Here is a 24,506-nt window from a genome sequence, read left to right on the forward strand (position 1 = left end):
ATGAGCCCCACCGAGTGGGGCTCATTGCATTAGGAAAAGGAAGAAGAAGGTATCGCGGCGGCAGGCCGGCTAGTTTTCAGTAACGAGCCGGTCGATCTCCTCCACCGCCTTGAGCACCAGCAGTCGGTCGGTCGCCTTGACGCCCTGCTGGGCCAGGAAGGTATCTACCACCGGCGCCACCTCGCACTTCGCCGGCAGCGCCCCACGGGCCTCCACCAGGGCGTCCAGTCGGGCCACGAACACGAAGCGCAGCCATTGCGGCAGGCTCATGGTATCGACGCAGAACGGCTGCTGGCTGGCGAAGGCGGCTTCGCTTGGCCGCTCCATGCGCCACAGGTTGGCAGCCATCATGGTGGCTTCGAGGCGACGCAGGGCAACGTCGAGTTCCTGGTATATCGTCATCGCATTTTCTCTCGTCATGCCGTCATTATCCCGATCCCCAGCGGTGATGGCTACCTACGACATGCCATTCACGGCTCGGCTGCCCCCGTCAGTACAGCTGTACACAGATATCTTGCACCAGGCTGTGGATAAGCTATGGAAAGGCGTATCGGCCCTGCTCGGCTCGGGCACTTCACGGCATTGGTCGTATTTTGACCAGCCAACAAGCGGTCCACCACAGCCGAGCGCACCAAGAATGCTGACAATTCCCCGGCACGCAGGGTAGAGTGCACGCTTCGAAAGGGAGGCAGCATGCAGCCGATTCATACGCTCCACGATTTTTTCGAGCGCAGCGGAGCCGAGGTACAGGCGTTTCACCTGGGGCGCCGGGTCGAGCCCTGCCCCATGGAAACGCTGGCTAGCTTTGAAAGCGGCGACGCCCCCTGGCCTAGCCCTTGGCAGGGCCAGGCACGGCTGGGCCTGGTGTTTCGCCTCGGCAACCTGTCCGACCCCCTGGTCTGGTTTCTCGCTCTGCCCCTCGACGAGCAGGGCCTCTTGGTACCGGCCCCTCGCGATGCGTTCCTGCAGCGCCTGCTGGAAACGCTGGGCCGCAGTGCGGCCGCCGTCGACACGACACAAGCCCCCGGCGCTATCGACAATCTGATGCAGGACAATCCGCTGGCCTTCACGCCGACGCTGCCGTTCCAGGCGGTAATGCACGCCAAGGCGAGCCTGGCCATGGGCCTGCCGGCCAGCCCGCACCTGGAGCCCGTAGAGGCCTATCTCAGTGGCCAGCAAGAGCTGGACTGGCAGGCGCTGGGGCTGCAAGGACTTGCCGACTTTGCCGTGCGCCTGGATGACGCCACCGCCGCGGACCTGGAACGCCGCCTTGCCAAGCTGCCCGACGAAGTCCTGATCTCGCTGTGCTACTGTCTAGAGCATGTGCCGCTGGCAAGCGACAGCCTCGCTCACGCGCTGCGCGCGAGGGGAGAAGCGGCCGCTCAGGCAGGGAATGTCGAACTCTTCTGCGCCTGCGTACGTGCCGTGTGCGGTGCACCGACGCAATTCGTTGGCGCTTGGTTCGATGAACTGCTCGCGGACCGGGGGGCCTGTGGCCCCGATCTGCTGGCCGCCATGGCGGGCCGCGGCTGGCGGCATCTCGAAGATGCCCGGCGCCTGCCGCACTTCCTGACCCGGCTGGCTGAGTCCGACGTCATCGATTTTGCCAGTGCCGCCAGGGATCTCGCCTTGATCCCTCGCCTGCGGCTGCCGGTGCTGATGATTTTGCGAGAAGCCCAGCCGGATTCGGCGATCGGCAAGCGCCTTGCCCTTCTCGGCCATTGAGCAAGACAGTTGGAAACCAAGCAATGAAGGAACTTCCTTACACGCCCAAGGCCGTCATCGGTCGCCTGGAGATGGTCACGCTGCCGACCATCGGCATGTCCCTTTGCGCCAAGATCGATACCGGCGCTCGCACCTCGGCGCTGCATGCCGAGGATATCGAGGTGTACGAGGAAGAGGGCCACCTGTGGGTCAGCTTCACCACTCGCTGCGGGGGGCCCGAAACTCCGCCGCATAGCTACCGGACCCACCTGCACGACCGGCGTCGCGTCACCAGCTCCAACGGTCAGCGCGAATGGCGCTACGTCATCCGCACCCCCATGCAGTTGGGCAGGCTGGAGATGATGGTAGAACTGACCCTGGCCGATCGCCGTGATCTGCGTCACCCCATGTTACTCGGCCGCCGTGCCCTGAGCCGCCTACTGGTAGCCCCAGGAGTGTCGTTTCTGCACGGTGAACCCTGAGCCGATCCGGCACCGACCTCGGAGTCCACGATGCATATCGCGTTGCTGTCCCGCAATCGTAATCTCTACTCCTCCCGGCGCCTGGTGGAGGCCGCCGAGCAGCGCGGCCATACCCTTCGCGTGATCGACACCCTGCGCTGCTACATGAGTATTGCGGCCCACCACCCCTCGATCCATCTCAAAGGGGAAGAGCTCGAGCCCTTCGATGCGGTCATTCCCCGCATCGGCGCCTCGGTCACCTTCTACGGCTGCGCGGTGCTGCGCCAGTTCGAGATGATGGGTACCTACGTGCTCAACGACTCGGTCTCCATCACCCGCTCGCGCGACAAGCTGCGCTCACTGCAGCTGCTGTCGCGCAAGGGCCTGGGCTTGCCGATCACCGGTTTCGCCCACTCGCCGGACGACATTCCCGACCTGATCACCATGGTCAAGGGTGCCCCGCTGGTCATCAAGCTGCTAGAAGGCACCCAGGGCATCGGCGTGGTGCTGGCCGAGACCAATCAGGCCGCCGAGTCCGTCATCCAGGCCTTCATGGGCATGAAGGCCAACATCATGGTGCAGGAGTACATCAAGGAGGCCCGCGGCGCCGATATCCGCTGCTTCGTGATCGGTGACAAGGTGGTCGCCTCGATGAAGCGCCAGGCGGCCGAAGGCGAGTTTCGCTCCAACCTGCACCGCGGCGGCACCGCCAGCCTGATCCGCATCACCCCGGAAGAGCGCTCGACCGCCATTCGAGCCGCCAAGGCCATGGGCCTGCGCGTCGCCGGGGTCGACCTGTTGCGCGCCAATCATGGGCCGGTGATCATGGAGGTCAACTCCTCGCCGGGGCTGCGCGGCATCGAGACGGCCACCGGCAAGGACATCGCTGGAATGATCATCGAACACATCGAGAAGAACGCCAACCTGCCCCGCAAGACACCCCCTAAACCCAAGGGGTAATTGCGAGAAAAGCGGGCAAACTTGTAGAAAGAAGGCATTCTTCTACTCAAGGGGTAGTAAAACAGTGTTTCCCCAGCCACAATCAGCGTCACCGGAGGAGGTGACCGCGCATGTTTCTCGACAATCGCCAAGTGGCGATGGACAGCGTATTGGAAGCGCTGGCCGACAGCATCGACTACTTTCAGGACAATCTGGAGCGCCTGCGCCCTTCGCTGCGTGAAGCGCTGAAGCCGCACTACGAGGCGCGGGTCAAGGCCATGCGCCAGTTGCGCGAGCTCGCTCGCCGCCACCTCAACCTGCTGCCTCGGGACGCGGATGTCGAGCGCGACGACTACATGTGGCTATGGAGCCGCCTGAAGAGCTTCGTGGGCAACGAAAGCCAGGTGGTGATCGGTGAGCTGCTGGAGCAGGAGCGCGTCCTGATGCAGGCGCTCTCGACGCTCTACACCCACCCGCTGCCCGATCCTCTCGAGCCTATTGTCGAGCAGTGCTGGAAAGGGTGCCGCGAGCTGATCCGCGAGCTCTATCGCCTGCAGAAGCAGCGCCAGCGCTGACGCTGGGCGTCAGTCGACGTCCCTGGCGGGCATCTCGAAAGGCAAATCGTAGGGAAGCCGCCACGCCTGCGGGGCGATCTGCAGCGGCTCCAGAGGACCGAGGAAATAGGGCTCACGCCCCCACAGGTAGAGGTCGCCCACCGTGGCCGCCCGCGCCACCCATTCCCGTACCTGCAAACGCCACAGCCCCGCCACCGGCCGTTCCGGCGCAGCACAGCCGGTAACCTCGAGCCCCAGCGCATCGGCAATGTAAATGGCCCTTGGCAGGTGCCAGGCCTGGGTGACCAGCAGCGCCCGCTCCACGCCGAAAACGTCCCGCGCCCTGATCAGGGTATCGAAGGTGCTGAAGCCGGCGTAGTCGAGGGTCATGTCCTCGTCGCGCACGTGCTGGCGCCGCAGGTCGCGCCACATGGTGATGGGTTCATTATACTGCCGAGTGCGGTTGTCACCGGACAGCAGCAGGTGCTCGACGCGCCCCAGCCGGATCAGCCGTGAGGCCGCATTGATGCGCGCATCGAAGTGGGGGTTGCGCACGCCGCTGCGCGTCCAGCGGGACGTGCCGAAGACGATGCCCACCTGCTCGGGGCCGCATAGCGGCAGCTCATAGCCGATGCGCCCTTGCGTCTTGCCGACGACCCAGAGGTTGGTGCCCACGAACAAGAGCGCCAGCAGCAGCAGCAGCGCTCCCAGCGTCATGAGCACACCTTTGAAGATCTTCCACAGCAGTGCCTGCATCACTTGACCCGGCCTAGCTCGCTTTCCCGCATTCACCACCGACAGACCGGCGTCCTTGAGCGGGCTAGAACATCCCCAACTCCAGCTTGGCCTCGTCACTCATCATCTCACGACTCCAGGGCGGATCGAAGACGATCTCGGTATGCACCCGGCTGATCTGGGGCGCGCCGAGGATCTTGTTGCGCGCGTCGGCGGCGATCACATCGCCCATGCCGCAGCCTGGCGCGGTCAGGGTCATGCGGATGGTGACGATGCGTTCGCCACTGATCAGCCGTTCGATGCGACAGCCATAGACCAGGCCCAGGTCGACGATATTGACCGGGATCTCCGGATCGAAGCAGGTGCGCAGCTGATCCCACACGAATTGTTCGATCTGCTCCTCGGTGGCGTCTTCGGGCAGGGTGGGGCGCGGCAGCGGCTCCAGCCCCAGGGCATCGAGGTTGCTGCCCTCGATCAGGTAGAGACGCCCTTCGTAGCCGACGCTCACCGAACTGCCCTTGGCCTGCATCACGCTGACCATACTGTCCTCGGGCAGCGTGATGGTCTTGCCAAAGGGAATGGAGATCACGTCCACGTCACGCTGCAGGGGCAGCGTCTGGCCCTTGTGCAGGGTTGCTATCTGTTCGATGGCCGCCATGGTCAGCGCACCATCCCGATCACGCGCTCAAGTGCATCGACAAAGGCGTCGACCTCTTCCAGCGTGTTGTAAGCGGCAAACGAGGCGCGACAGGTCGCCGTTACGCCGAAGTGCGCGAGCAGCGGCTGGGCGCAGTGGTTGCCGGTACGAACCGCCACGCCAAGCTGGTCGATCAGCAGCGCGATGTCCTGGGAGTGCGCCCCGTCGACGACGAAGGAGAGCACGCCGGCCTTGTCCGGTGCGGTGCCGAGAATGCGCAGCCCATCGATACGCGACACTGCGGCGGTGGCCCGCTCCAGCAGCCTGGCCTCCCAGGCACCGATGGCGTCTAGGCCCACGCCGCGCACCCAGTCGAGTGCCACGCCCAAGGCGATCACCTCGGCAATCGCCGGGGTGCCCGCCTCGAATTTGTGCGGGATGTCGGCGAAGGTGGTCGGCACGTCGAAGGAGACGCTTTTGATCATTTCGCCCCCGCCCTGCCACGGAGGCATGGCTTCAAGCAGCTCGGCCTTGCCGTAAAGCACGCCGGCGCCAGTGGGCCCGTACACCTTGTGCCCCGAGAAGGCATAGAAATCGGCGTCGATTCCGCGCACGTCCACCGCCTGGTGCGGCGCGGCCTGGGCGCCGTCGACCAGAATCAATGCGCCCAGCCGGTGGGCGATCGAGGCCATCTCCTGCACCGGGTTGATGGTGCCGAAGGCGTTGGAGACATGATTGACCGCCACCAGTCGGGTGCGCTCCGTGAACAGTGCACGATAGGCGTCGAGATCGAGCACCCCGCGCTCATCCACCGGAATCACCTTGACCACAATGCCGAGCTGGCTGGACAGCAGCTGCCACGGCACGATGTTGGAGTGGTGCTCCAGCAGCGACACCAGCACTTCGTCGCCCGCCTTCAGGTTGGCCCGACCCCAGCTGTTGGCCACCAGGTTGATCGCCTCGGTGGTGCCGCGGGTGAAGATGATCTCGCGCCGGTCGGCGGCATTCAGAAAGCCGCGCACCGTCTCGCGCGTGGCTTCGTAGGCCGCCGTGGCTTCGTCGGCCAGAGTGTGCAGGCCACGATGGATGTTGGCGTTGTAGCGGCTGTAATAGTCGCGGAAGCTGTCAATCACCGCCAGCGGGGTCTGGCTGGTGGCGGCATTGTCGAGGTAGATCAGCGGCCAGCCGTGGACCTGCCGCTCGAGAATCGGGAACTGAGCGCGAATCCCGGCCACGTCAAAGGCCGGCGCGCTGAGCGGTTGCTCGGAGGCCAGATGGTGCATTCGCGCTCTCCTCGCTTAGGCGTCGTGCAGGGCCAGGGCGGCTTCCACCAGCCCGGCCAGGTTGAAGCGTTCCGGCAGCTTACCCGCCACCGCCAGCTCCACGCGCTCGGCTACGGCATCCAGCGCCACGCGGTCGAGCACTTCGCCGGCGAAGGCCAGGGTCAGCAAGCCACGCGCAGTCTGCTCGTCGATGCCGCGGGTGCGCAGGGCGTAGACCGCCTCCTCGTCGAGCTGCCCGGTGGTGGTGCCGTGGGAGCACTTGACGTCGTCGGCGTAGATCTCGAGCTCCGGCTTGGCGTCAATCTCGGCGCGGTCGGAAAGCAGCAGGTTGGCGTTGCTCTGGAAGCCCTCGATTTTCTGACTGTCGCGCTTGACCACCACCTTGCCGTTGAACACGCCGCGGGCGCGGTCGTCGAGAATACCCTTGTAGTTCTCGTTGGAATAGGTACGCGGGGCGTTGTGGTTGGCAACCGTATGGTTGTCGATGTGCTGGCGACCCTGGCCGTAGAACAGTCCGTAAAAGTTGGCCTCGGCCCCCTCACCGTTGAGCTCGCTGATCAGGTCGTTGCGCACCAGCCCGCCGCCCAGGTTCAGGTTGAACGAGGTGTAGCGGCTGTCGCGCCCCTGCTCCACATGGATGCTGGCCACGTGCAGGTCGCTCAGCGGCGCCTCCTGCAGCTTGTAGTGGGTCAGCATCGCCCCACGGTCGAGCATCAGCTCGGCCACCAGATTGGTGAAGTTGGCCGCTTCGCTCTCGCCGACATGATGCTCGATCAGCGTGGCTTGGCTGCGCGCACCGGCTTCGACCAGGATGCGCGGATGACTCATCACCGGTGCGGCGTTGGCCCGGGACAGGAACTGCAGCAGGATCGGTTTCTCCACTACGCTGCCCGGCGCCAAGCGCACCACGGCGCCCTCCTCCATGAAGGCGGTATTGAGCGCCGAAAATGGCGAGAAGTCGACGCCGGTGAGCCGACCCAGAGGGCCGCCCACGGCTTCATGGTTTTCGGCCAGCGCCTGCGACAGCGGCAGCACCGCCACCCCGCCGGGCAGCTCGCCCAGGTCGGAGAGTGCGGCCGAGAACACGCCGTCGATAAAGGTCAGCCGGTGCGCCTCGATGGGCAGCGTCAGCGCCGCCGCCGAGGCCTGCGAGAACTCGGCGCTGTCGCTCAGCGCGAAATCGCCCCGGGCGATAGCGCGCACATCGGTGTACTTCCACGCCTCGTCGCGGCGGGTGGGAAAACCGAGCGCCTCGAAGCGGGCCGCGCCGGCCTGGCGCCGCGCGGCGATCCAGGTTGGCTCAGCCCCCTGGGTTTCGCGGCGCTGGGCGCTGCGCGCCTCGAGGCACGCCAGGAAGGAGGTCACTTCACTCTGGACATCGCTCATGCAGCAGACTCCTCCACGACCCAGTCATAGCCGCGGGACTCCAGCTCCTTGGCCAGCTCGGCGTCACCGCTCTTGGCAATGCGGCCATCGACCAGCACATGCACGTAGTCGGGCACGATGTAGTCGAGCAGGCGCTGGTAGTGGGTCACCAACAGGATGGCGCGGCTGGTGTCACGCAGGCTGTTGACCCCGTCGGCCACCACCTTGAGGGCGTCGATGTCGAGTCCGGAGTCGATCTCGTCGAGCATGGCCAGCCGGGGCTGCAGCACCAGCATCTGCAGGATCTCGTTGCGCTTCTTCTCGCCGCCGGAGAAGCCCTCGTTGACGGCGCGCTGCAGAAAGCTGGCATCCATCTTCATCTGCGCCAGCTTCTCCTTGACCAGCTTGAGGAACTCCGGCGCGGGAATTTCGCCTTCCCCGCGAGCTTCACGCTGGGCGTTGAGCGCCGCCTTGAGCAGGTAGATGTTCTTTACGCCGGGGATCTCCACCGGGTACTGGAAGCCCAGCAGCAGACCCGCCTGGGCGCGCTCCTCGATCTCCATCTCCAGCACATCGCGCCCCTCGAAGGTGACCGAGCCAGAGGTGACCTCATAGCCCTCCTTGCCCGCGATCACCGCCGACAGAGTCGACTTGCCGGCCCCATTGGGGCCCATGATGGCGTGCACTTCCCCGGCGTTGATGGTCAGGCTGAGACCCTTGAGGATTTCCTTGCCTTCCACCTTGACGTGCAGATCCTTGACTTCGAGCATCGTTGAGTACCTTTTCGATTCTGGCGAGCCGCCGCGGCGACTTGCACAAATGGATTCGTTATTAAGCTGCATGGACATGCCACGCGCTTAATCTGGATGAGCGACTCCGGCGCCAAGGCTCGCGAGGGCGCGGTGGCCAAAAGCCCCTCGCTTCGCCTTGTCCCCGGCGCTCATCTCACCGGCCACTTGAAAACAGCGTTAACCGACGGCGCCTTCCAGGGTCACGTTGAGGAGCGCCTCGGCTTCGACGGCAAACTCCATCGGCAGCTCCTGGAACACGTCCTTGCAGAAGCCGTTGACGATCATGCTCACCGCGTCTTCCTCGGAAATGCCGCGGCTCTGGCAGTAGAACAGCTGATCCTCGCCGATCTTCGAGGTGGTCGCCTCGTGCTCGATGGTGGCGCTGCTGTTGCCGATCTCCTGGTAAGGGAAGGTATGCGCGCCGCACTGGTCACCGATCAGCAGCGAGTCGCACTGGGTGAAGTTGCGCGCCCCCTTAGCTCGCGGGCCGATCTTGACCAGCCCACGGTAGGACTGGTTGCTGCGCCCGGCGGAGATGCCCTTGGAGACGATGTAGGAGCGCGACCCCTCGCCAATGTGAATCATCTTGGTGCCGGTATCGGCCTGCTGGCGGCCATTGGTCACCGCTACGGAGTAGAACTCGCCGATGCTATCGCGGCCGCGCAGCACGCAAGAGGGATATTTCCAGGTGATGGCGGAGCCGGTCTCGACCTGGGTCCAGCTGATGCGCGAACGGTCGCCGCGGCAGTCGCCGCGCTTGGTGACGAAGTTGTAGATGCCGCCCTTGCCGTCCTCGTCACCGGGGTACCAGTTCTGCACCGTGGAGTACTTGATGTAGGCGTCATCCAGCGCCACCAGCTCGACCACTGCAGCGTGAAGCTGGTTCTCGTCGCGCATTGGCGCGGTGCAGCCTTCCAGGTACGAGACCTGGGCGCCCTCCTCGCAGATGATCAGGGTGCGCTCGAACTGGCCGGTGTTGGCGGCGTTGATACGGAAATAGGTGGAGAGCTCCATCGGGCAGGTCACGCCCTTGGGCACGAAAACGAAGGAGCCGTCGGTGAACACCGCAGAGTTGAGCGCGGCAAAGTAGTTGTCGGCCACCGGCACCACGGTACCCAGGTACTGCTTGATCAGCTCCGGGTAGTCGCGGATCGCCTCGGAGATCGAGCAGAAGATCACCCCCGCCTCGTAGAGCTTCTCCTTGAAGGTGGTGGTCACCGACACGGAGTCGAACACCGCATCCACCGCCACCCCGGCCAGGGCCGCCCGCTCGTGCAGCGGGATACCCAGCTTTTCATAGGTTTCCAGCAGCTTGGGGTCGACCTCGTCGAGGCTCTGCGGGCGGTCTTCCGGGCGCTTCGGCGCGCTGAAATAGGAGATCGCCTGGTAGTCGATGGGCGGATAGTCCAGATGCGCCCAGGAGGGCGGCGTCATCTTCAGCCACTGATGGTAGGCCTTGAGGCGCCACTCGAGCATCCACTCAGGCTCGCCCTTCTTCTTCGAGATGAAGGCGATAGTGTCCTCGTCGAGGCCGGGCGGCAGCGTGTCGCTCTCGATATCCGTCACGAATCCTTCTTTGTATTCGCGGCGAACCAGCTGTTCCATTTCCTCACTTGCCATGGTCTCTCCCCTCCCGGGCGGTTGGGTTGGCGAGCGCACTCGCCTCGGGTAATAAATGCGGTGTTATGGCTAGGCCGTATCGGCGGCCAGGCTCACGCTCTGTATGGGCAGCTGCACCGGCAGCTTGATCGGCGTGGCATCGGCCAGGTGGGCCAGGGTCACGCTGTCGAGCAGGGTGCGTACGGCTAGCGACACACGCTGCCAGTTGTCGGAGACGCCGCAGGTGGCGAGCAGGTCGCAGTCACCTTCGGCATGGCTGCATTCGGTCATCGCTACCGGCCCCTCAATGGCGGTGATAATGTCGATAGCTGTGATCCTCGACGCGGGGCGCGCCAGGGAGTAGCCACCCTGGGCGCCTCGTCGTGATTCCAGCAGCCCGGCCTTGACCAACATCTTGAGCGTCTTGCTGACCGTAGGGTGCGGTAGCTGTACGGTCTCGGCCAGCTCCGCCGCCGCATGGGGCTGGTCGGGATGCCGGGCGATCTGCGCCAGAATCACGGCGGCATAGTCGGTCAGCCTGGAAAGCTTGAGCATGCCTGACTCCTGATGGTCACGGTGCAAGGGCAAACGCCTGCGCTCCATTTGGGACCATTTTAGTCCTGTATGGTTTCGATGTGAAGCCCACCGTAGGAGTCGACAAGAGAAGGACCCAGATGGCGACACGTTCGCCGCCGTTATCATCAATAAAAGCAATCATTCTCATTTTTATCAGTTACCATTCCCCGCTGTTGACAGGCCACGGTTGCAGGCCAGCGGCCCACGCATCATGCGCAAGTACGCAAGGGAGAAAGCGCAAGAGACAAAGCGCACGATAGAAGGAGTGTGTTTCAAGAGAGGTCAGCGAGGCGGCAGCAGGCTGTCGATACAGGGATCTGCCCACCAGGCGTCACGGCTTGCCTCAAGCTGGGCATGGTGGCGATGCCAGGCGAGCAGCTCCACCGCCGGCAGCGCCCGAGTATAGAGGTAGCCCTGCGCCTGGTCGCATTGCAGCCCGCGCAGGATGCCATGCTGGCGGTCGGTCTCGACCCCTTCTGCCGTCACTTCCAGGCCCAGGGCATGCCCTACGTCGATCAGGCAGGCAACGAGTTTCTGCGCTCTGGGATCTTGCTCCATGCCGCGAATGAAGGCGCGATCCACCTTGAGCCCGGTAATGGGCAGGTGGCGTAGGTATTCGAAGGAGGCGAAGCCAGTGCCAAAATCATCGATGCTAACCTGCACACCCAACCCGCGCAGCCGCTCAAGCGCCTTGCTGGCGGAGACAAGATCATGCATGAAGGCACTCTCGGTGATCTCGATTTCCAGCAGCGAGGGCGCAATACCGGCTTGTTCGATCAAACGCCCCACCTCGACTAGGAGCCGCTCGTCCATCAGGTTGCGTACGGAAAAGTTCACGCTGACACGCTTTTCGAAACGCGTGATGAACCGGCAGGCTTCGCTCACCACGAAGCGTGTTACCGGGGCAATTAGGGTTGTGGTCTCGACCTTGGGCATGAACATGCCCGGGGCAAGCAGCGAACCATGCCGGTCACGCCAGCGAATGAGCCCCTCACAACCGCATACCGAGCCGTCGCTGAGGCGCAGCTTGGGCTGGTAGTGCAGTTCGAATTCCCCATGCTGCAGGCCCTCGCGCACCCTTGCAATCAGCTTGATGTTCTGCACGTTACGTCTGGCCAAGGCCGGCTGGTAGTGGCAATAAGGGCGATGCTTTTCCGACGCAGCCAGCAGCGCGGTGCGCGCCTCGCGGATCAGGCTTTCGGGTGTGTCGCCATCGCCCTGCTGCAGGCTGCTGCCGGCGATGAGCTGCACGCGCAGGGGCACGCCCAGCACTTCCAGGTTCTCTTCGCCAAGCTCGATCACCTGGCTTGCCCGCCGCTCGAGGTCGGCGACATCCTCGCACCGGAAGAGCAGCATCAGCTCTGCCCCGCTCACCCGATAGCAGCCGACTAGCGCCGGCGCCAGGCCGGCGAAGCGCGCATGCAGGGCCAAGATGAGCGCCCTCGAGGCATCGGCGCCCAGGGCCTCGAGGATGTCGTTCATGTCATCCACTCGCACCAGAATCAGGCCGATGTCACCCGACGACGGGATGGGGGGTTCGTTCAGGTGGCGGCTCAGGTCGTCTTCCAGCGCCACTTCGTTGGGAAGGCGGGTACTGAGGTCGGTGCGTGCGGCATGCTCACTGGCGAGGTGAATCTTACGCAGCTGGGAGAAGAGCGCTCCGGCAAAACCGCCGATAAGCAGATACAGCCCCAGGCGTACCAGCCAGTTGAGAGTAGTTTGTGCCTCGCCGGTTGCCACCGTGAGGGGCATGGCGGCCATTAGCAGACCGGCGACCAGGGCCGTCGCCAAGGCACCAAAGAGAAGATACCAGACCCCGGCCAGCAGCACGGGAATCAGCATCAGGTAGGGATAGGCGAAACGCGTGCCGCCCGTGGCATACACGATGAGCATGCCAAGGCCCAGCAACAGCGCCAGCACCAGCACACGACCGCCATGCCGCACAATGCCAGGAAAGGCCTGCCACTGCGACCGCAGCTCCTGCCAGGAAAGAATATCCTTCGCGACGCCTCCCATGAAGCGCTCCGATGTCAAGTGCGCGGGGTATCTCTTAGGTTAAAAGTGTATGCAGCATTGCAATCTTTTGCGCACTCCCGTTTCAACGCAGCCTGCCAACCTCGGTGTTCCATGGCTGCCAGCTGGCATGGATGCATCGAGGCGTGGCAGCCACTGGCAGGTACGGCAGGGATTCGCCAAACTTGGCTTGATGGTTAGCGTCATCCGTCAGGAAGTCACCGATTGCCACATTGACGAGGCACCCATGCGCAACCTCAAGCTCGATCGTATCGATCACCTGCTGCTGGAAGCCCTGCAACAGGATGCCCGCCTTACCACGGCAGAACTGGCCGAGCGGGTGAATCTCTCCCCGTCCCCCTGCGCCCGCCGCATACGCCGGCTTGAGCAGGCGAGCCTGATCACCCGCTATCGCGCCGAGCTGGACCGGGAACGACTGGGGCTTGCGATCACCGCTTACGTGCGGGTTCGGCTCGACCATTGCCAGCATGACGGAACGGAAGCCTTTGAAGCGGCCATGCAGGCCATGGCAGAAGTGATCGACTGCCATGCCATGTCAGGGGAGTGCGATTATCAGTTGCATGTCCTGGCCACCGACCTGCACGGCTACGAGCACTGGCTGCGCCAGCTCAAGAAGCTGGGCATGGTGAGCAGTGTGGAAAGCAGCTTCGCGATTCGCGCAGTGAAAGAGAACGGCACCCTGCCACTGCCTCATGACACCTCCACCCGACCCTGATACCGTGCTTATCGAACAGCGGAGGGAAAGGGAACCATGGCCTCTGGCCCTGTCACAGTTTTTGGCGGCACCGGGTTTCTCGGGAGCCAGATCGTGCTCGAGCTCGTGGAGGCTGGCTGTGCGGTGCGCATTGTGGCACGCCGCCCCACCTGGCCGAACTGGGCCGAGCCAGACGATCCGCTGAGCCTGGTCGAAGCCGACATTTGCAGTGAATCGGACACCCGCCAGGCCCTGCATGGGGCAGCGGGAGTAGTTAACGCGGTGAGCCTCTATACCGAGAGCCGCCAACTGCGCTTCGAGCACCTGCACGTGGAAGCGGCAGCCCAGCTGGCACGCCTGGCGCATCGCCAAGGTATCACCACCCTGATCCAGCTCTCGGGCATCGGCGCCGACCCGGCCTCCCGCTCGCCCTATATTCGTGCGCGCGGGCGCGGCGAAGTCGCCGTCATCGAGGCCTTCCCCAAAGCCGTGATCCTGCGGCCGAGCGTGATGTTCGGCCCTCACGACCGCTTTCTCTTCACCCTGGAAAGACTGACCCGGCACCGGGTGCTGCCGTTGTTTGGCAAGGGGGAAACGCTGCTGCAGCCGGTACATGTGCGGGACGTGGCACGCGCCTGCCATCGGCTGCTCAACGCCACCACGACCCAGCGTCGCCTGTTCGAACTCGGCGGCGCCGACGTGCTGCGCTACCGCGACATTCTCGGTCTGATCGCCGCCCACCTGGAGCGTGACCCGCGCATGGTGCCGATCCCGTTTCACTTGTGGCAGCTGGCCGCCTTGCTCGGCAGCTGGTTGCCCAGCCCGCCCCTGACCCGCGACCAGCTGGCGCTGATGCGCCAGCACAATGTCGTCGACCCAAGCCTGGGCACCCTGGCTGATCTCGGCATCACTCCCCGCTCGCTGCGCGAGAGCCTGCCCGACTGCCTGCCTTGCCGCTGAACGCGCCTGCCAACGACCTGGCGCAGCTGTGCCGAGCTTTGCCGGGTGTAAATAGTAAGGATTTGCTGGAAGCTGCTGCTACCTGGGAGAGCTCTGGCTTCGCTTCCCGCAGCGCAAGGAGCCGCTCGCCAGAGCGGCGAGCGGCAGGAGGGTCAGAGTTCTTCGTCGTCGGAATAGAAGTCGAGGTCTTCCAACTTGCCCAGCACCGCGGTAGCGATGTTGGCCAGGTGGGCGGCCACACGCTTGTAGTGGCGTGCCAGCAACGAGTAAGCCACGGCCTCGTGAAACTCGATCTTGGCCTCGTCACGGAACAGCTCCTGGATGAGCCTGTCGCAGTGGGCACGGATCTCTACCGCCTTGGTCAACGCCTGGCGCGCCTGGCGCTCGTCGGAGTCGCTCGTGGCCTTGATCACCATGCCGAACATGCCGGTCATCTGCGCCGCCATGGCGTTCAGCGGATCCTGGTACTTGGGCACATGGAAGCCTTCGCTGTAGAAGTGCCCGACCTCGAACACGTTCTTGCAGTAATCACCGATGCGCTCGGCGTCTTTAGCCACGCTCATGAGAGCCAGGCAAATGGCCACGTCGTGCCCCGGATTCACCGTCAGGTGGCGCAGCACCTTGCGTCGTATGGAGCGTTCCAGTTCGTTGATCGCCCGGTCCCGCTCATAGAGCGGCTGGCGCACCTCGTCGGCTGCCACCGTGCTGTGCAGCACTTCGTTGGCGCGGTCGAACATCCAGGCGCCGTGCCCGAGCATCTGGGTCAGATCCTCGAAAGCCATGTTGATGGTATTTTCCGAAGTCAGGGCGCTGTAAAGCTGACGAAACATGGAGAAAGCTCCTGAAAGCCGCGCTCAGCGCAGGCTGGTAAACAGTTCGACGGCACCGATCCCGAGCAGCGGTATCACCAGGAACACGCCGATCAGGAAGATGAAGGCATAGCGCGTCTGGCGGGCGGCGAGCTTGCCGTACCAGGTTGCCACCTTGAGCGGCACATAGCGCAGCGGATACCAGACCAGCGTGCCGGTCACGTTGAAGATGACATGAAACAGCGCCACCGTCATCGCCGCTGCCACCGGGTTGGCGGTAGCCGCCAGCACGCTGGTCACGGTGGTGCCCAAGTTGGCCCCCATCATGAACGGCAGCACCCGCCGCAGACGCACCACGCCGGCCCCGGCCAGCGGCACCATCAGGCTGCTGGTGATGGTGCTGGACTGCACCAGCACGGTGGAAACCAGCCCCACCCCGTAGGCGCGCAGGTCGCTGCGGAAGAAATAGGTGCGGAACAGGCCATCCATGTGGCGCAGCAGGGCACCCCGCAGGTTCTGCACCATGAAGCCCAGGGCAATGAACATCAGCAGCAGTCCCAGGGCGGCCACCAGCAGCCCCTGGGAGGCCGCCGTGGGTGTCAGGGCGCTGCCGATCGCATTGGCCGCGTCCACCACCGGCGCCGTGATCACCTTGACGGGGCTATTCGGACGCGCCACCTCCTCCAGGCCGATCAGCTCGGCCAGCCAGCCCGCCAGGCGGGTGAACATGCCCCGCCCGGCCTCGTGAAACAGGCCGCTGATGAATTCCAGCGGGAACACGATCAGTACGGTGAGGATATTGAAGAAGTCGTGCATCAGCGCAGCGGTAAACGAGCGCCGGAAGTTGCGCCGGATCCGCATGTTCGCCAATGCCACGATCACTCCCGTGACCGCGGTGCCGATGTTGGCCCCCATGATGGCGAACACGGCGGTGCCCAGGGTCATCTCGCCGCTGGCGACCAATGTCACGATCAGCGCCGAGGTGAAGGACGAGCTCTGCACGATCATGGTGACCAGCACGCCGGCCAGCAGGGCGATGAAGGGGTTCTCGCCATAGGCGAAGAGCTGGGCCAGAAAATCGCTGGCACGGCCAAATGTGCCAAGGCCGGCACCCAGCACGTTCAGGGCCGCCAGGAACAGGTAGAGGCAGAGCCCGGCATAGATGCCACGTAGCCAGGCAGGCACCTCGCGTACCGGTTCTCGGGACAAGGCGGCACGGCTCGATTGGCCGTCGGATCTCTCGGTCTTGGACATGGGCGGCCCGTTTTCAGGTTACACGTACTGGATGACGGAAGCGTGACGTTCTGGTGGCACTGCGCGCACGGTAACGGGCCAAGATGACAGTTTCATGACAACCGCTGCCGACACGCGTACGCCCAGGCTAGTGGCCGATATCTTCGTTCCACAGCTCTGGCGAGGCCTCGATGAAGCGTGTCATAAGTTCGACACAGTCAGGCAGCTGTAGCACCTCCACGGCCACGCCCCGCGAGGCGAGCAGCGCTTCTTCTCCGAGGAAGGTCTGGTTTTCCCCCACCACCACGCGCGGTATGCCGTAGAGCAGGATGGCGCCGCTGCACATGGCGCAGGGCGAAAGGGTGGTGTAGAGCGTGCATTCACGGTAGATCGCCGCCGGCAGGCGCCCTGCATTTTCCAGGGCGTCCATCTCGCCATGCAGGACGGTGCTGCCCGCCTGGACCCGACGGTTGTGTCCACGCCCCAGGATGCGGCCCTGGTGTACCAGCACCGAGCCGATGGGCACGCCGCCTTCCGCGAGGCCCTGGCGTGCTTCGTCTAGGGCTGCTTGCATGAATGAGTCCATCTTTGCGCTCCGCTTCCTTTCGACTGTCGAATCCTGCAGAGACCTTAGCAAAAAGTGCCCGCTTCTGCGCAGCCAGGCCAGGACCGGCTCCTCACTGCCAGCGCCAGCCGTGACGCTCCCACCAGGCCAGCGCAATCTGGCGATTCTGCGCATTGGCCTGGGGGTCAAGCACGCTTGCCAGGCGCACGTAGTCGCCCGCCGTCTGGGCCATCAACGCAGGATCCTGGGTGGCGAGCTGCAGCGCGTAGAGCACCAGCATCAGCTCGTAGTCATCGCGGCTGTCGATCAATCCATACAGCAAGGGTACGGCAGGCTCACCGATCTGTCCGAGGCGCTCGGCGGCGATGTACCAGACCCGCGGGTGCTCGTCGCCCCCATAGACGTCGACGAAATCTCGGTCGGCCAGGCGGCTAACGTGGTAATGAGCTTCATCCTGCACGGAATGGAAGTGACGGGGGACCCAGAAGCGGTCTTCGGCGCGGCTCTCGCCCTGACGGGGCGCAAGGGCCGGCTCACCGGCTTGAGCCACGGGCTGTTGCGCTGGGGACGAAGGTTCGGGCGTGCGGCCACCGCAGCCCACCAGCAGCCCCATGGTCAGCCCGAAGATAGCGATAGTACGTCGCGTCATGGCGGTACGGTTCCTGTATCGACCGAAGGGGTATCTCGCTGGCTTTTTACGCTTTTGCGTGGCCGCTGGCTAGCCCGACCGCTTCGATGCATTGTCTGCTAGAGCTAGCAACGCAGCCAGTGCCTGACGCGACCGGCTGCCAAGCACTTTCGCGAGCCCATGCCGTAGCCACATACCCATTGATGAATGGGAATCGACAAAGGCTCATCGACGCAGCACACCCACAGTATGATGAGCCTGTCCCAATAGCCAAAGTGAGCGCCATGGAACCCTTTCTCGTCGATGTGTACGCCATTCATCCCCGTGGACATGACATTCATCTCGGCGGAGGCCTGTTCCTCGCCCCCAGCGCCGAGGCAGCCGAAACCATGGCCACGGAAGAGTACTGGAAGCCACAGCTTGCCAAGCAAGGCTTCGATATCGGCTTCCACACCGACCTGCCCGGCACGGGCCCTCGCTGAGATCGCTGGCAGCGCTAAACCAACCATGGAACCACCTGCCTGTCGCAGGCTGGCAACGCCGCGGCCAGCCTAGAGGCGGCGTGCCATGACAGTAGCCACCCTGGGCTCGAGTAGCTACCCTGGGCTCGGTCAGCCCGCCGCCAGCACTTGATCCAGCGCCCCGGCCAGCAGCGGCGCCAGGAAGACGACATTGCTCTGGTGAGCGATGGCGTCCGTGCTCCAGACCTCCTTGATGCCAGCCCGGCGAAGCGCGTCGAAGGCATCGCCGGCAAAGAGCGCATGCGTCACGGCAACATCCACGCGCTCCACCCCGGCGGCCAGCAGCGCTTTTGCCGCCTGGATCAGGGTGTGGCCGGTGCTGGCGACATCGTCCAGCAGCACGACACGACGCCCAGCAAAGGGCAGTGCCGGCAGGCGGATCTCGACCTCATGATCACCATGACGCTGCTTGCTGCACACGCCATATTCCAGCCCCGCCACCCGCGCGGCACTCTTCACCCACTGCGCCGATTCTGCATCAGGCCCCAGCAGCAGCGTCTTGCCACCGCGGCGCGCCACCATCTCGCCCAGTTGCGGAGCGCCGGAGAGCGCTACGGCCTGGCGCAGCGGCACCGCCTGATCCAGCCGTTCGACGCGATGCAGGTGAGGGTCGACGGTGATCAGCGCTTCGAACAGCTCGGCCAGGAAGCCGCCGACCAGACGCTGACTCACCAGCTCGCCGGGGTGAAACGCCTTGTCCTGACGCATGTAGGCAAGATAGGGCGCCACCAGCACCAGCCGTTCGACGCCCTGCTCGCGCGCATGGCGTGCCAGCAGCATCAGCTCGACCAACTTGTCGTTGGGGCGGTCCAGACTTCGATAGATCACCACAGTCCGAGGCCAGTCCCCCGCCTTGGCAAACGGCAAAGTCAGGCACAGCTCCTCGTCGGGAAAGCGATGGCGAACGACACCATGCGCGGCAAGGCCCGCCGCCTCAGCCAATCGGCAGGCCGGTGCGGCCTCCTCGGGAAAATAGAGCAGTCCGGCTGTCATCAAAACTCCAGGTTCATTCGCGTAAGCTGGTGTTGCGATCCGATGCGGTAACCGCTGTCGCGCTCGCTGCTTTGCAGCGCAAAACCGCACTCACTGCGGAAGGCGGCATAAACGCGATACAACGGCTGTCCCTTCACTACCGTGTCGCCGAGCTGGGCAAACAGCTCCACCCCGGCATTTCTGGCTTTGGGGGCTCCTGCCAGCCGTGCGATACGCGCCATGCGCAGGTTGTCGATGGCAGTCACCACGCCATCCTCAGGGGCCAGCACATCGAAACGATGGGGGGCCAGGTCGAGGTTATCGAGGTCGAAGGGTTTTTCACCCTGGGCACGGATGATGGCCTGCATCTTCTCCAGCGCACGCCCCGAGTCGAGAATCTCGCGGGCGATGCCGAAACCATCGCCGCCGCGAATGTCGGGGTCGAACTCCAGCATGCGCCCCGCCAGGCGCAGCGACTTCTGGCGCAGGTCCATCGGTGCCTCGGGATGCAGGCTCAGTACGCGCATCACGTCGCGGGCCTCGAGCATCGGGCCGATCCCCCGCCCGACCGGCTGGCTGCCGTCGGTGATCACCACGTCGAGGGTCAGGCCCAGGCGCCCTGCCACAAACTCGAACAGCTTGCGCAAGCGCCGGGCCTCGGGCATCGAGCGCACCTTGGCATGCGGCCCCACGGGTATATCGAGCAGCAGGTGCGTGGAGCCTGCCGCCAGCTTCTTGGAAAGGATCGAGGCTACCATCTGGCCGGGCGAATCGATGGAGAGCGGCCGCTCCACCGCGATCAGCACATCGTCGGCCGGCGAGAGTTCGCTGGTGCCGCCCCAGGCGAGGCAGCCGCGATGCCGCCGCACCAGCTCCTCGAGATCGTCGAAAGGGATCTCCACCTTGGCCAGCACCTCCATGGTGTCGGCCGTACCCGAAGGCGAGGTGATCGCCCGCGATGAGGTCTTGGGGCACAGCAGGCCGTGCGCCGCAACGATAGGCACCACCAGCATGGAGGTTCGATTTCCGGGGATGCCGCCGATGCAGTGCTTATCCACCACCGGATGCTCGCGCCAGTCGAGCCGTCGCCCGACACGACACATGGCATCGCTGAGATAGAAGATCTCCTCGCGGTCGAGCTCGCCGAGCTCGCAGGTTACCACGAAGGCAGTCAGCTCGATCTTCGAGTAGCGCAGCTCGGCGATGTCCTGCACGATGGCGCGATAGTCCTCACGACTTAGCCGCTCGCCGGCGATCTTGCGATGCAACGCGGGAATGGAGGGCGGCGGCTCCGCCTGCGAGACGCTGACCGGCGTGCCCTCCTCGACCCCCAGCGAGGCGAACGCATCCTCAGAGAGACCCAGCTGGGCATGACCGACGATGGCGGCATCGTCCACCACGTTGAGGCTGGCAAGAATGCGCTTGCCGTTGGAGCGCACCTCGACCTTGGAGAGCGCCTGGAAGCCCTCGGCGCGGTAGAGGTCGCACTCGCGGTGCAGGTAGGCCACGTTCTCGCGGTAGGTATCAATGGCTACGCGGCGCAGGGCCAAGGGCAGCGCCCCTTCCTGAACCGGCTCGGCGCCGGAAGTGTGACGAGGGGAGGAAGCGGTCATGGGTCAGGTCGCATCGGCAAGGGTCATCGACAGTCTGCCTCACTTTTCTCAGGTGTGGCAGTTGCAGGAAACCCCTTCATGACCTGGCTCAAGTCAGACAAAAGGTGCGCCCAGCGCGGAGGGGATGCACCACGCCAGCAAGCCACTATCCTCAAAGACAGCAGCGACCAGAGACAAGATCACCCAGCGACATGGGCCAAGCCATAAGGGGGGCAGCATGAAATTCGCCATCATGGGCAGCGGCGGGGTCGGCGGCTACTTCGGCGCCCGCCTGGCCGCCGCCGGAGAAGAGGTCACCTTCATCGCCCGCGGTGCTCATCTTGAGGCGATGCGCCGCAATGGGCTCAGGCTGACCAGCATCAAGGGCGACCTGCATCTAGAGCGCGTGCAGACAACCGATGACCCGGCGACAATCGGCACGGTCGACTGCGTGATCATGGCGGTCAAGACCTGGCAGCTGCGTGAAGCCGCCGAAGCGATCCGCCCCCTAGTCGGTGACACCACTCTGGTGCTGCCGCTGGAGAACGGCGTGGAAGCTGCCGATACCCTGGCAGAGGTGCTGGGCGAAGCCGTGGTACTGGATGGCCTGTGCGGCATCCTGGCCTGGAAGGAAGCCCCCGGGCATATCGTCCATGCCGGCGTCGATCCTTTCGTGCGTTTCAGCGAACGGGACAACCGCAACAGCGAGCGAACCGCCCGCCTCAAGGCGGCCTTCGACCGAGCGGATGGTGTCAGTGCCGAGATCCCCGACGACATTCGCGTGGCGCAGTGGAGCAAGTTCCTGTTCATCTGCGCCCTGAGCGGAATTGGCGCAATCACCCGCGCCCCGATCGGGGTCACCCGGCAACTGCCCGAGACCCGCCAACTGATCGAGGCGATCCTGGTGGAGATAGAGGCCGTCGCCCGGGCCCAGGGGGTGGCCTTCCCCGACGATGCCGCCGAGCGCGCCATGCGCTTCATCGATGCAATGCCGGCCGAAAGCACCTCCTCGATGCAGCGCAACCTCATGGCCGGCGAGCCATCGGAGCTGGAATCCCAGAACGGTGCCGTGGTTCGGCTAGGCCGGGCTGTGGGCGTCGCCACGCCGGTCAACGAACTAATCTATGCCGCACTGCTGCCACAGGAGCTGGCGGCACGCGACACACTCTGATCGAGTCTTGCCGTGGCCACGCGGGCCACGGCATACGACACATGGGCTGAACGAAACGCCAAGACTTTACGAAACTGGCTTGAGCGGGCTCCAGTCCTTGCGGTTGGCGAGAAAGTCCGGGCGTGGGCGATTGCCACAGAACGGGTTGACCAAGCCGTTCTCGACGCTGTTGTAGACGAAGAACAGGTTGCTGCGCGGCCAGCACGACATGTTCATGTTGGAGCCGTGCATGGTGTTGCACTCGAACATCACCAAGGTGCCGGCCGGCCCCTTGGGCGCCTCGATGTCGCCCTTGAGCATCAGCTCGCGCAGGCTGGTATTGTCGGGCACACCAACTTCCTGGCTCTTAAGCGACTCCTTGTAGTTGTCGGTCGGGGTGCGGCCGACGCAGGGCACGAAGTATTTGTGCGATCCCGGAATTAGCATCAGCGGGCCATTGAACTCGCCGTTGTCGGTGAGGATGATCGAACAGCTGAGGGAGCGCATTCGCGGCATGCCATCCTCGCTGTGCCAGGTCTCGAAGTCGGAGTGCCAGTCGAAGCCCTTGCCCTTGAAGCCCGGCTTGTAGTTGATGCGCGACTGGTGGATATACACGCCCTTGCCCAGCAGCTGTTCCACCATCGCCAGCAGCCGCGGGTCGCGAGTCAAGCGACTGAAGCGCTCGGATATCTCATGGATACCGAAGATGGAGCGGATCTCCTGTCGCCCCGGCTCCAGCACGGTGCCTTCAGAAAGCTTGAGATCCTCATCCTCTTCATAGTCGCGCAGCTCCTGGATGAAGGCCTCCATTTCTTCGCGGGGAAAAAAGCCCTCGAAGGAAAGAAACCCTTTCTCTTCGTACTCCCGAACCTGCTCCTCGCTCAGCGGGCCATCGCTGCGCTCCGCCCCTTCGGTAAACACGACCGGGTCGATGCGCTCGAACATGCCGAGCTTGCGTTCCAGCCGCGTGGGAAACAGGTCCTGTACATCCTTTTTCATCGCATGCTCCTCCTTGATCTAAGCGAAACGCCCGTCTTCGGCGGGTCGCTATCCACCCTAGCCGTACGCCAAGTCGCATGCAAAGTCGCTTTGTATCGCTGCTTTATAGGATGAAACCGCCTGTAAATTTTCCTGACGCAAGGAGAAACAGACATCCTCTCGCCGCAAGGGCGGGATGTCTTCGACAGGGGGTACTGAGGGATTCGCCACCAGCGCGGCCGGCACAAGACCAGCCGCTTGGCTCCGGCACCGGGGGTTTCAGCCCCGGCGGTAGGTGCCGATCAGGCGATTCATGCCCAGCAGGTGGGGTTCGAGCTGCTTGAGCAGTTCCGCCAGCCCCAACCCTTCCGGCAGATCGGTCGGCTTGCTCAGCGCCAGCACCCAGAAGTAGTAATGGTGTGGCCCGTGCTCTTCCGGTGGCATGGGGCCGCGGTACCCTACGCTGCCGAAGTCGTTCTTGCCGCAGGTTCCGTCGCAGGTCGCCTCGTCAAGGGAGGTGGTCGAGCCCGGCAGGTTATAGAGCAGCCAGTGAACGAAACCGTAGCTGCCGTGCTGCACCAGCGGCGCGTCGGGATCGTGGCATATCACCGCATAGCCCTTGGTGCCTTCCGGGGCATCGTGCCAGTTCAGGGGCGGCGAGACGTCCTCTCCTTCCCCCGTATGGCGAGCAGGAATGGCGCCATGCGCCTGAAAGGCGGGGCTCGTCAACTGCATATCCGACAGTGCAAAGGCCATGTGCGAAATTCCTCCTGTAGACAAAATGCGGAAGGTGTCGCAACAGCGTCGGAAAAAGCCATTAGACTGTCAAACATGAAACGCTTGCTGATCGTGGCTCATACGCCCTCGCCCAATACCCAGCGCCTGCGGGACGCCGCCGAACGCGGCGCCACTCACCGCGACATCGAGGCCATCGAGGTGGTGGTGAAAGCCCCGCTCGAGGCAGGCCCGGATGACGTGCTCAACTGCGATGCCATCCTGCTTGGTACCACCGAGAACCTCGGCTATATGAGCGGCGCGCTGAAGGACTTCTTCGACCGCAGCTACTACCCGGTGCTGGCAAAACGGCAAGGCTTACCCTGCGCGCTCTATGTGCGCGCCGGGCATGATGGCACCGGCACGCGGCGTGCGGTGGAGGGTATCGTCACCGGGCTGCGCTGGAGATGGGTACAGGAACCGCTGATCCTGCGCGGCGAGTGGAAGCAGGGCTTCGAGGCTCAGGTAGAAGAACTGGGTCTCTATCTGGCAGCAGGTCTCGACGCCGGGGTGCTCTAGCGCCCCCCTTTCCGCTTAGTGTTGCCAACAACAAGACGGGCATGCCACATGGCATGCCCGTCTTGGATTCGGCGAGGGCTGGCGTACCCGGCTCGCTCGCCAGCGGCTGGTTACGGCGTCAGCCGCTGCACGAGCCGCAGCAGACGCCGGGCTCCCCATGCTTGCCTTTCTTCTCCACATCGGCGCCGGTCGCTTCGTCTGCGCTGGCATCCGCACTCGCTGCGGTTGTCGGCGCCGGCTCATATGCCTGAACGACGGGCTTGTCGTCTGCCTTGTCTTTCTTGAAGAGGGTCTTGAGCAGGCCCATGGGGATCACCTCGCAGCGGACTCATAAGAAGCATCAAACATGCATCTTATTGTTCGACGCTCAGTGCGTCAACGCTCGAAATGCAAACGGCCCTGCGACGCGAGATCGCAGGGCCGTTGCACATGC

Annotated in this window: 27 protein-coding genes; 9 read left to right on the forward strand and 18 right to left on the reverse strand. The window is 64.2% G+C overall.

The annotated features are described in order from the left end of the window. Window positions 1-69: 69 nt before the first annotated feature. Window positions 70-402: a YqcC family protein gene (locus ACT7B3_RS12005; protein WP_445158100.1), complete on the reverse strand. Its 333-nt coding sequence runs from the start codon at window positions 400-402 to the stop codon at window positions 70-72. A 291-nt stretch (window positions 403-693) separates the two neighbouring features. On the opposite strand from ACT7B3_RS12005, the gene ACT7B3_RS12010 reads away from it, so the two are divergent. The 4 genes from ACT7B3_RS12010 (at window position 694) to ACT7B3_RS12025 (ending at window position 3,679) form a co-directional block, all read left to right on the forward strand. Further along, entirely contained in the window at window positions 694-1,725 is a 1,032-nt protein-coding gene (locus ACT7B3_RS12010; protein ID WP_445158101.1) for a DUF3549 family protein, read from the forward strand. 23 nt (window positions 1,726-1,748) lie between these two features. Beyond that, on the forward strand, window positions 1,749-2,186 hold the full coding sequence (locus ACT7B3_RS12015; protein WP_445158102.1) for an ATP-dependent zinc protease family protein: 438 nt from the start codon (window positions 1,749-1,751) through the stop codon (window positions 2,184-2,186). Window positions 2,187-2,216: 30 nt separating this feature from the next. Continuing rightward, on the forward strand, window positions 2,217-3,125 hold the full coding sequence (gene rimK / locus ACT7B3_RS12020) for a 30S ribosomal protein S6--L-glutamate ligase (protein ID WP_445158103.1): 909 nt from the start codon (window positions 2,217-2,219) through the stop codon (window positions 3,123-3,125). 110 nt (window positions 3,126-3,235) lie between these two features. Next, window positions 3,236-3,679, forward strand: coding sequence for a hypothetical protein (locus ACT7B3_RS12025; protein ID WP_444677217.1), 444 nt, complete (start codon window positions 3,236-3,238; stop codon window positions 3,677-3,679). A 9-nt stretch (window positions 3,680-3,688) separates the two neighbouring features. Here the strand turns inward: ACT7B3_RS12025 and ACT7B3_RS12030 are convergent, their stop codons facing one another. The 8 genes from ACT7B3_RS12030 to ACT7B3_RS12065 all read right to left on the reverse strand — a co-directional run bounded on the left by ACT7B3_RS12030 (window position 3,689) and on the right by ACT7B3_RS12065 (window position 12,660). Next, window positions 3,689-4,414 (reverse strand): SanA/YdcF family protein, encoded by a 726-nt coding sequence (locus ACT7B3_RS12030; protein ID WP_445158104.1) that lies wholly within the window; start codon window positions 4,412-4,414, stop codon window positions 3,689-3,691. Between the two features lie 64 nt (window positions 4,415-4,478). Continuing rightward, entirely contained in the window at window positions 4,479-5,051 is a 573-nt protein-coding gene (gene sufT / locus ACT7B3_RS12035; RefSeq protein ID WP_445158105.1) for a putative Fe-S cluster assembly protein SufT, read from the reverse strand. A gap of 2 nt (window positions 5,052-5,053) precedes the next feature. Continuing rightward, window positions 5,054-6,313 carry a cysteine desulfurase gene (locus tag ACT7B3_RS12040; protein ID WP_445158106.1) on the reverse strand — a complete coding sequence of 420 codons (1,260 nt, stop codon included), beginning with the start codon at window positions 6,311-6,313 and terminating at the stop codon, window positions 5,054-5,056. Between the two features lie 15 nt (window positions 6,314-6,328). Continuing rightward, the gene (gene sufD, locus ACT7B3_RS12045) at window positions 6,329-7,699 is read right to left on the reverse strand and encodes a Fe-S cluster assembly protein SufD (RefSeq protein WP_445158107.1); all 1,371 of its coding nucleotides are present in this window, start codon (window positions 7,697-7,699) and stop codon (window positions 6,329-6,331) included. Next, complete coding sequence (gene sufC, locus ACT7B3_RS12050; protein WP_444677213.1) at window positions 7,696-8,448, reverse strand: Fe-S cluster assembly ATPase SufC; 753 nt, start codon at window positions 8,446-8,448, stop codon at window positions 7,696-7,698. The genes sufD and sufC overlap by 4 nt, the downstream gene beginning before the upstream one ends. 198 nt (window positions 8,449-8,646) lie before the next feature. Next, window positions 8,647-10,089: a Fe-S cluster assembly protein SufB gene (gene sufB, locus ACT7B3_RS12055; RefSeq protein WP_445158108.1), complete on the reverse strand. Its 1,443-nt coding sequence runs from the start codon at window positions 10,087-10,089 to the stop codon at window positions 8,647-8,649. A gap of 69 nt (window positions 10,090-10,158) precedes the next feature. Then, a complete protein-coding gene (locus ACT7B3_RS12060; RefSeq protein ID WP_444677212.1) occupies window positions 10,159-10,623 on the reverse strand; it encodes an SUF system Fe-S cluster assembly regulator in 465 nt (154 codons plus the stop codon). 303 nt (window positions 10,624-10,926) lie between these two features. Continuing rightward, window positions 10,927-12,660, reverse strand: coding sequence for a putative bifunctional diguanylate cyclase/phosphodiesterase (locus ACT7B3_RS12065; protein ID WP_445158109.1), 1,734 nt, complete (start codon window positions 12,658-12,660; stop codon window positions 10,927-10,929). 244 nt (window positions 12,661-12,904) lie between these two features. Here ACT7B3_RS12065 and ACT7B3_RS12070 point away from each other — a divergent pair, with 244 nt between their 5' ends. Together ACT7B3_RS12070 and ACT7B3_RS12075 are read left to right on the forward strand one after the other, a co-directional pair. Next, complete coding sequence (locus ACT7B3_RS12070) at window positions 12,905-13,393, forward strand: Lrp/AsnC family transcriptional regulator (protein ID WP_445158110.1); 489 nt, start codon at window positions 12,905-12,907, stop codon at window positions 13,391-13,393. A 36-nt stretch (window positions 13,394-13,429) separates the two neighbouring features. Beyond that, window positions 13,430-14,332, forward strand: coding sequence for a complex I NDUFA9 subunit family protein (locus ACT7B3_RS12075; RefSeq protein ID WP_444677208.1), 903 nt, complete (start codon window positions 13,430-13,432; stop codon window positions 14,330-14,332). 152 nt (window positions 14,333-14,484) lie between these two features. Here the strand turns inward: ACT7B3_RS12075 and ACT7B3_RS12080 are convergent, their stop codons facing one another. The 4 genes from ACT7B3_RS12080 to ACT7B3_RS12095 all read right to left on the reverse strand — a co-directional run bounded on the left by ACT7B3_RS12080 (window position 14,485) and on the right by ACT7B3_RS12095 (window position 17,588). Next, window positions 14,485-15,162: a phosphate signaling complex PhoU family protein gene (locus ACT7B3_RS12080; RefSeq protein ID WP_444677207.1), complete on the reverse strand. Its 678-nt coding sequence runs from the start codon at window positions 15,160-15,162 to the stop codon at window positions 14,485-14,487. Between the two features lie 24 nt (window positions 15,163-15,186). Continuing rightward, a complete protein-coding gene (locus ACT7B3_RS12085; protein WP_445158111.1) occupies window positions 15,187-16,395 on the reverse strand; it encodes a Na/Pi symporter in 1,209 nt (402 codons plus the stop codon). 127 nt (window positions 16,396-16,522) lie between these two features. Continuing rightward, on the reverse strand, window positions 16,523-16,960 hold the full coding sequence (locus ACT7B3_RS12090; protein ID WP_445158112.1) for a nucleoside deaminase: 438 nt from the start codon (window positions 16,958-16,960) through the stop codon (window positions 16,523-16,525). A gap of 91 nt (window positions 16,961-17,051) precedes the next feature. After that, a complete protein-coding gene (locus ACT7B3_RS12095) occupies window positions 17,052-17,588 on the reverse strand; it encodes a hypothetical protein (RefSeq protein ID WP_444677204.1) in 537 nt (178 codons plus the stop codon). A 263-nt stretch (window positions 17,589-17,851) separates the two neighbouring features. Between ACT7B3_RS12095 and ACT7B3_RS12100 the strand changes: the two genes are divergently transcribed. After that, on the forward strand, window positions 17,852-18,049 hold the full coding sequence (locus ACT7B3_RS12100) for a hypothetical protein (RefSeq protein ID WP_445158113.1): 198 nt from the start codon (window positions 17,852-17,854) through the stop codon (window positions 18,047-18,049). Window positions 18,050-18,178: 129 nt separating this feature from the next. Here ACT7B3_RS12100 and ACT7B3_RS12105 read toward each other — a convergent pair whose 3' ends face one another. Next, window positions 18,179-19,081 (reverse strand): ribose-phosphate diphosphokinase, encoded by a 903-nt coding sequence (locus tag ACT7B3_RS12105; RefSeq protein WP_444677202.1) that lies wholly within the window; start codon window positions 19,079-19,081, stop codon window positions 18,179-18,181. Next, window positions 19,081-20,673, reverse strand: coding sequence for a thymidine phosphorylase family protein (locus ACT7B3_RS12110; RefSeq protein WP_445158114.1), 1,593 nt, complete (start codon window positions 20,671-20,673; stop codon window positions 19,081-19,083). Before ACT7B3_RS12110 ends, ACT7B3_RS12105 begins: the two co-directional genes overlap by 1 nt. A gap of 217 nt (window positions 20,674-20,890) precedes the next feature. On the opposite strand from ACT7B3_RS12110, the gene ACT7B3_RS12115 reads away from it, so the two are divergent. Continuing rightward, on the forward strand, window positions 20,891-21,823 hold the full coding sequence (locus tag ACT7B3_RS12115; RefSeq protein WP_445158115.1) for a 2-dehydropantoate 2-reductase: 933 nt from the start codon (window positions 20,891-20,893) through the stop codon (window positions 21,821-21,823). A 66-nt stretch (window positions 21,824-21,889) separates the two neighbouring features. Here ACT7B3_RS12115 and thpD read toward each other — a convergent pair whose 3' ends face one another. Both thpD and ACT7B3_RS12125 read right to left on the reverse strand, forming a co-directional pair. Next, window positions 21,890-22,801, reverse strand: a complete 912-nt coding sequence (gene thpD, locus ACT7B3_RS12120; RefSeq protein WP_445158116.1) for an ectoine hydroxylase — start codon at window positions 22,799-22,801, stop codon at window positions 21,890-21,892. 258 nt (window positions 22,802-23,059) lie between these two features. Next, window positions 23,060-23,536, reverse strand: a complete 477-nt coding sequence (locus ACT7B3_RS12125; RefSeq protein ID WP_444677197.1) for a YbhB/YbcL family Raf kinase inhibitor-like protein — start codon at window positions 23,534-23,536, stop codon at window positions 23,060-23,062. A 75-nt stretch (window positions 23,537-23,611) separates the two neighbouring features. On the opposite strand from ACT7B3_RS12125, the gene ACT7B3_RS12130 reads away from it, so the two are divergent. Further along, a complete protein-coding gene (locus ACT7B3_RS12130; RefSeq protein WP_445158117.1) occupies window positions 23,612-24,073 on the forward strand; it encodes a flavodoxin family protein in 462 nt (153 codons plus the stop codon). A 118-nt stretch (window positions 24,074-24,191) separates the two neighbouring features. On the opposite strand, the gene ACT7B3_RS12135 is transcribed toward ACT7B3_RS12130, so the two are convergent. Continuing rightward, window positions 24,192-24,380 carry a CCGSCS motif protein gene (locus ACT7B3_RS12135; protein WP_444677195.1) on the reverse strand — a complete coding sequence of 63 codons (189 nt, stop codon included), beginning with the start codon at window positions 24,378-24,380 and terminating at the stop codon, window positions 24,192-24,194. Between the last annotated feature and the right edge of the window lie 126 nt (window positions 24,381-24,506).

This window comes from Halomonas sp. E14, from assembly GCF_052568415.1.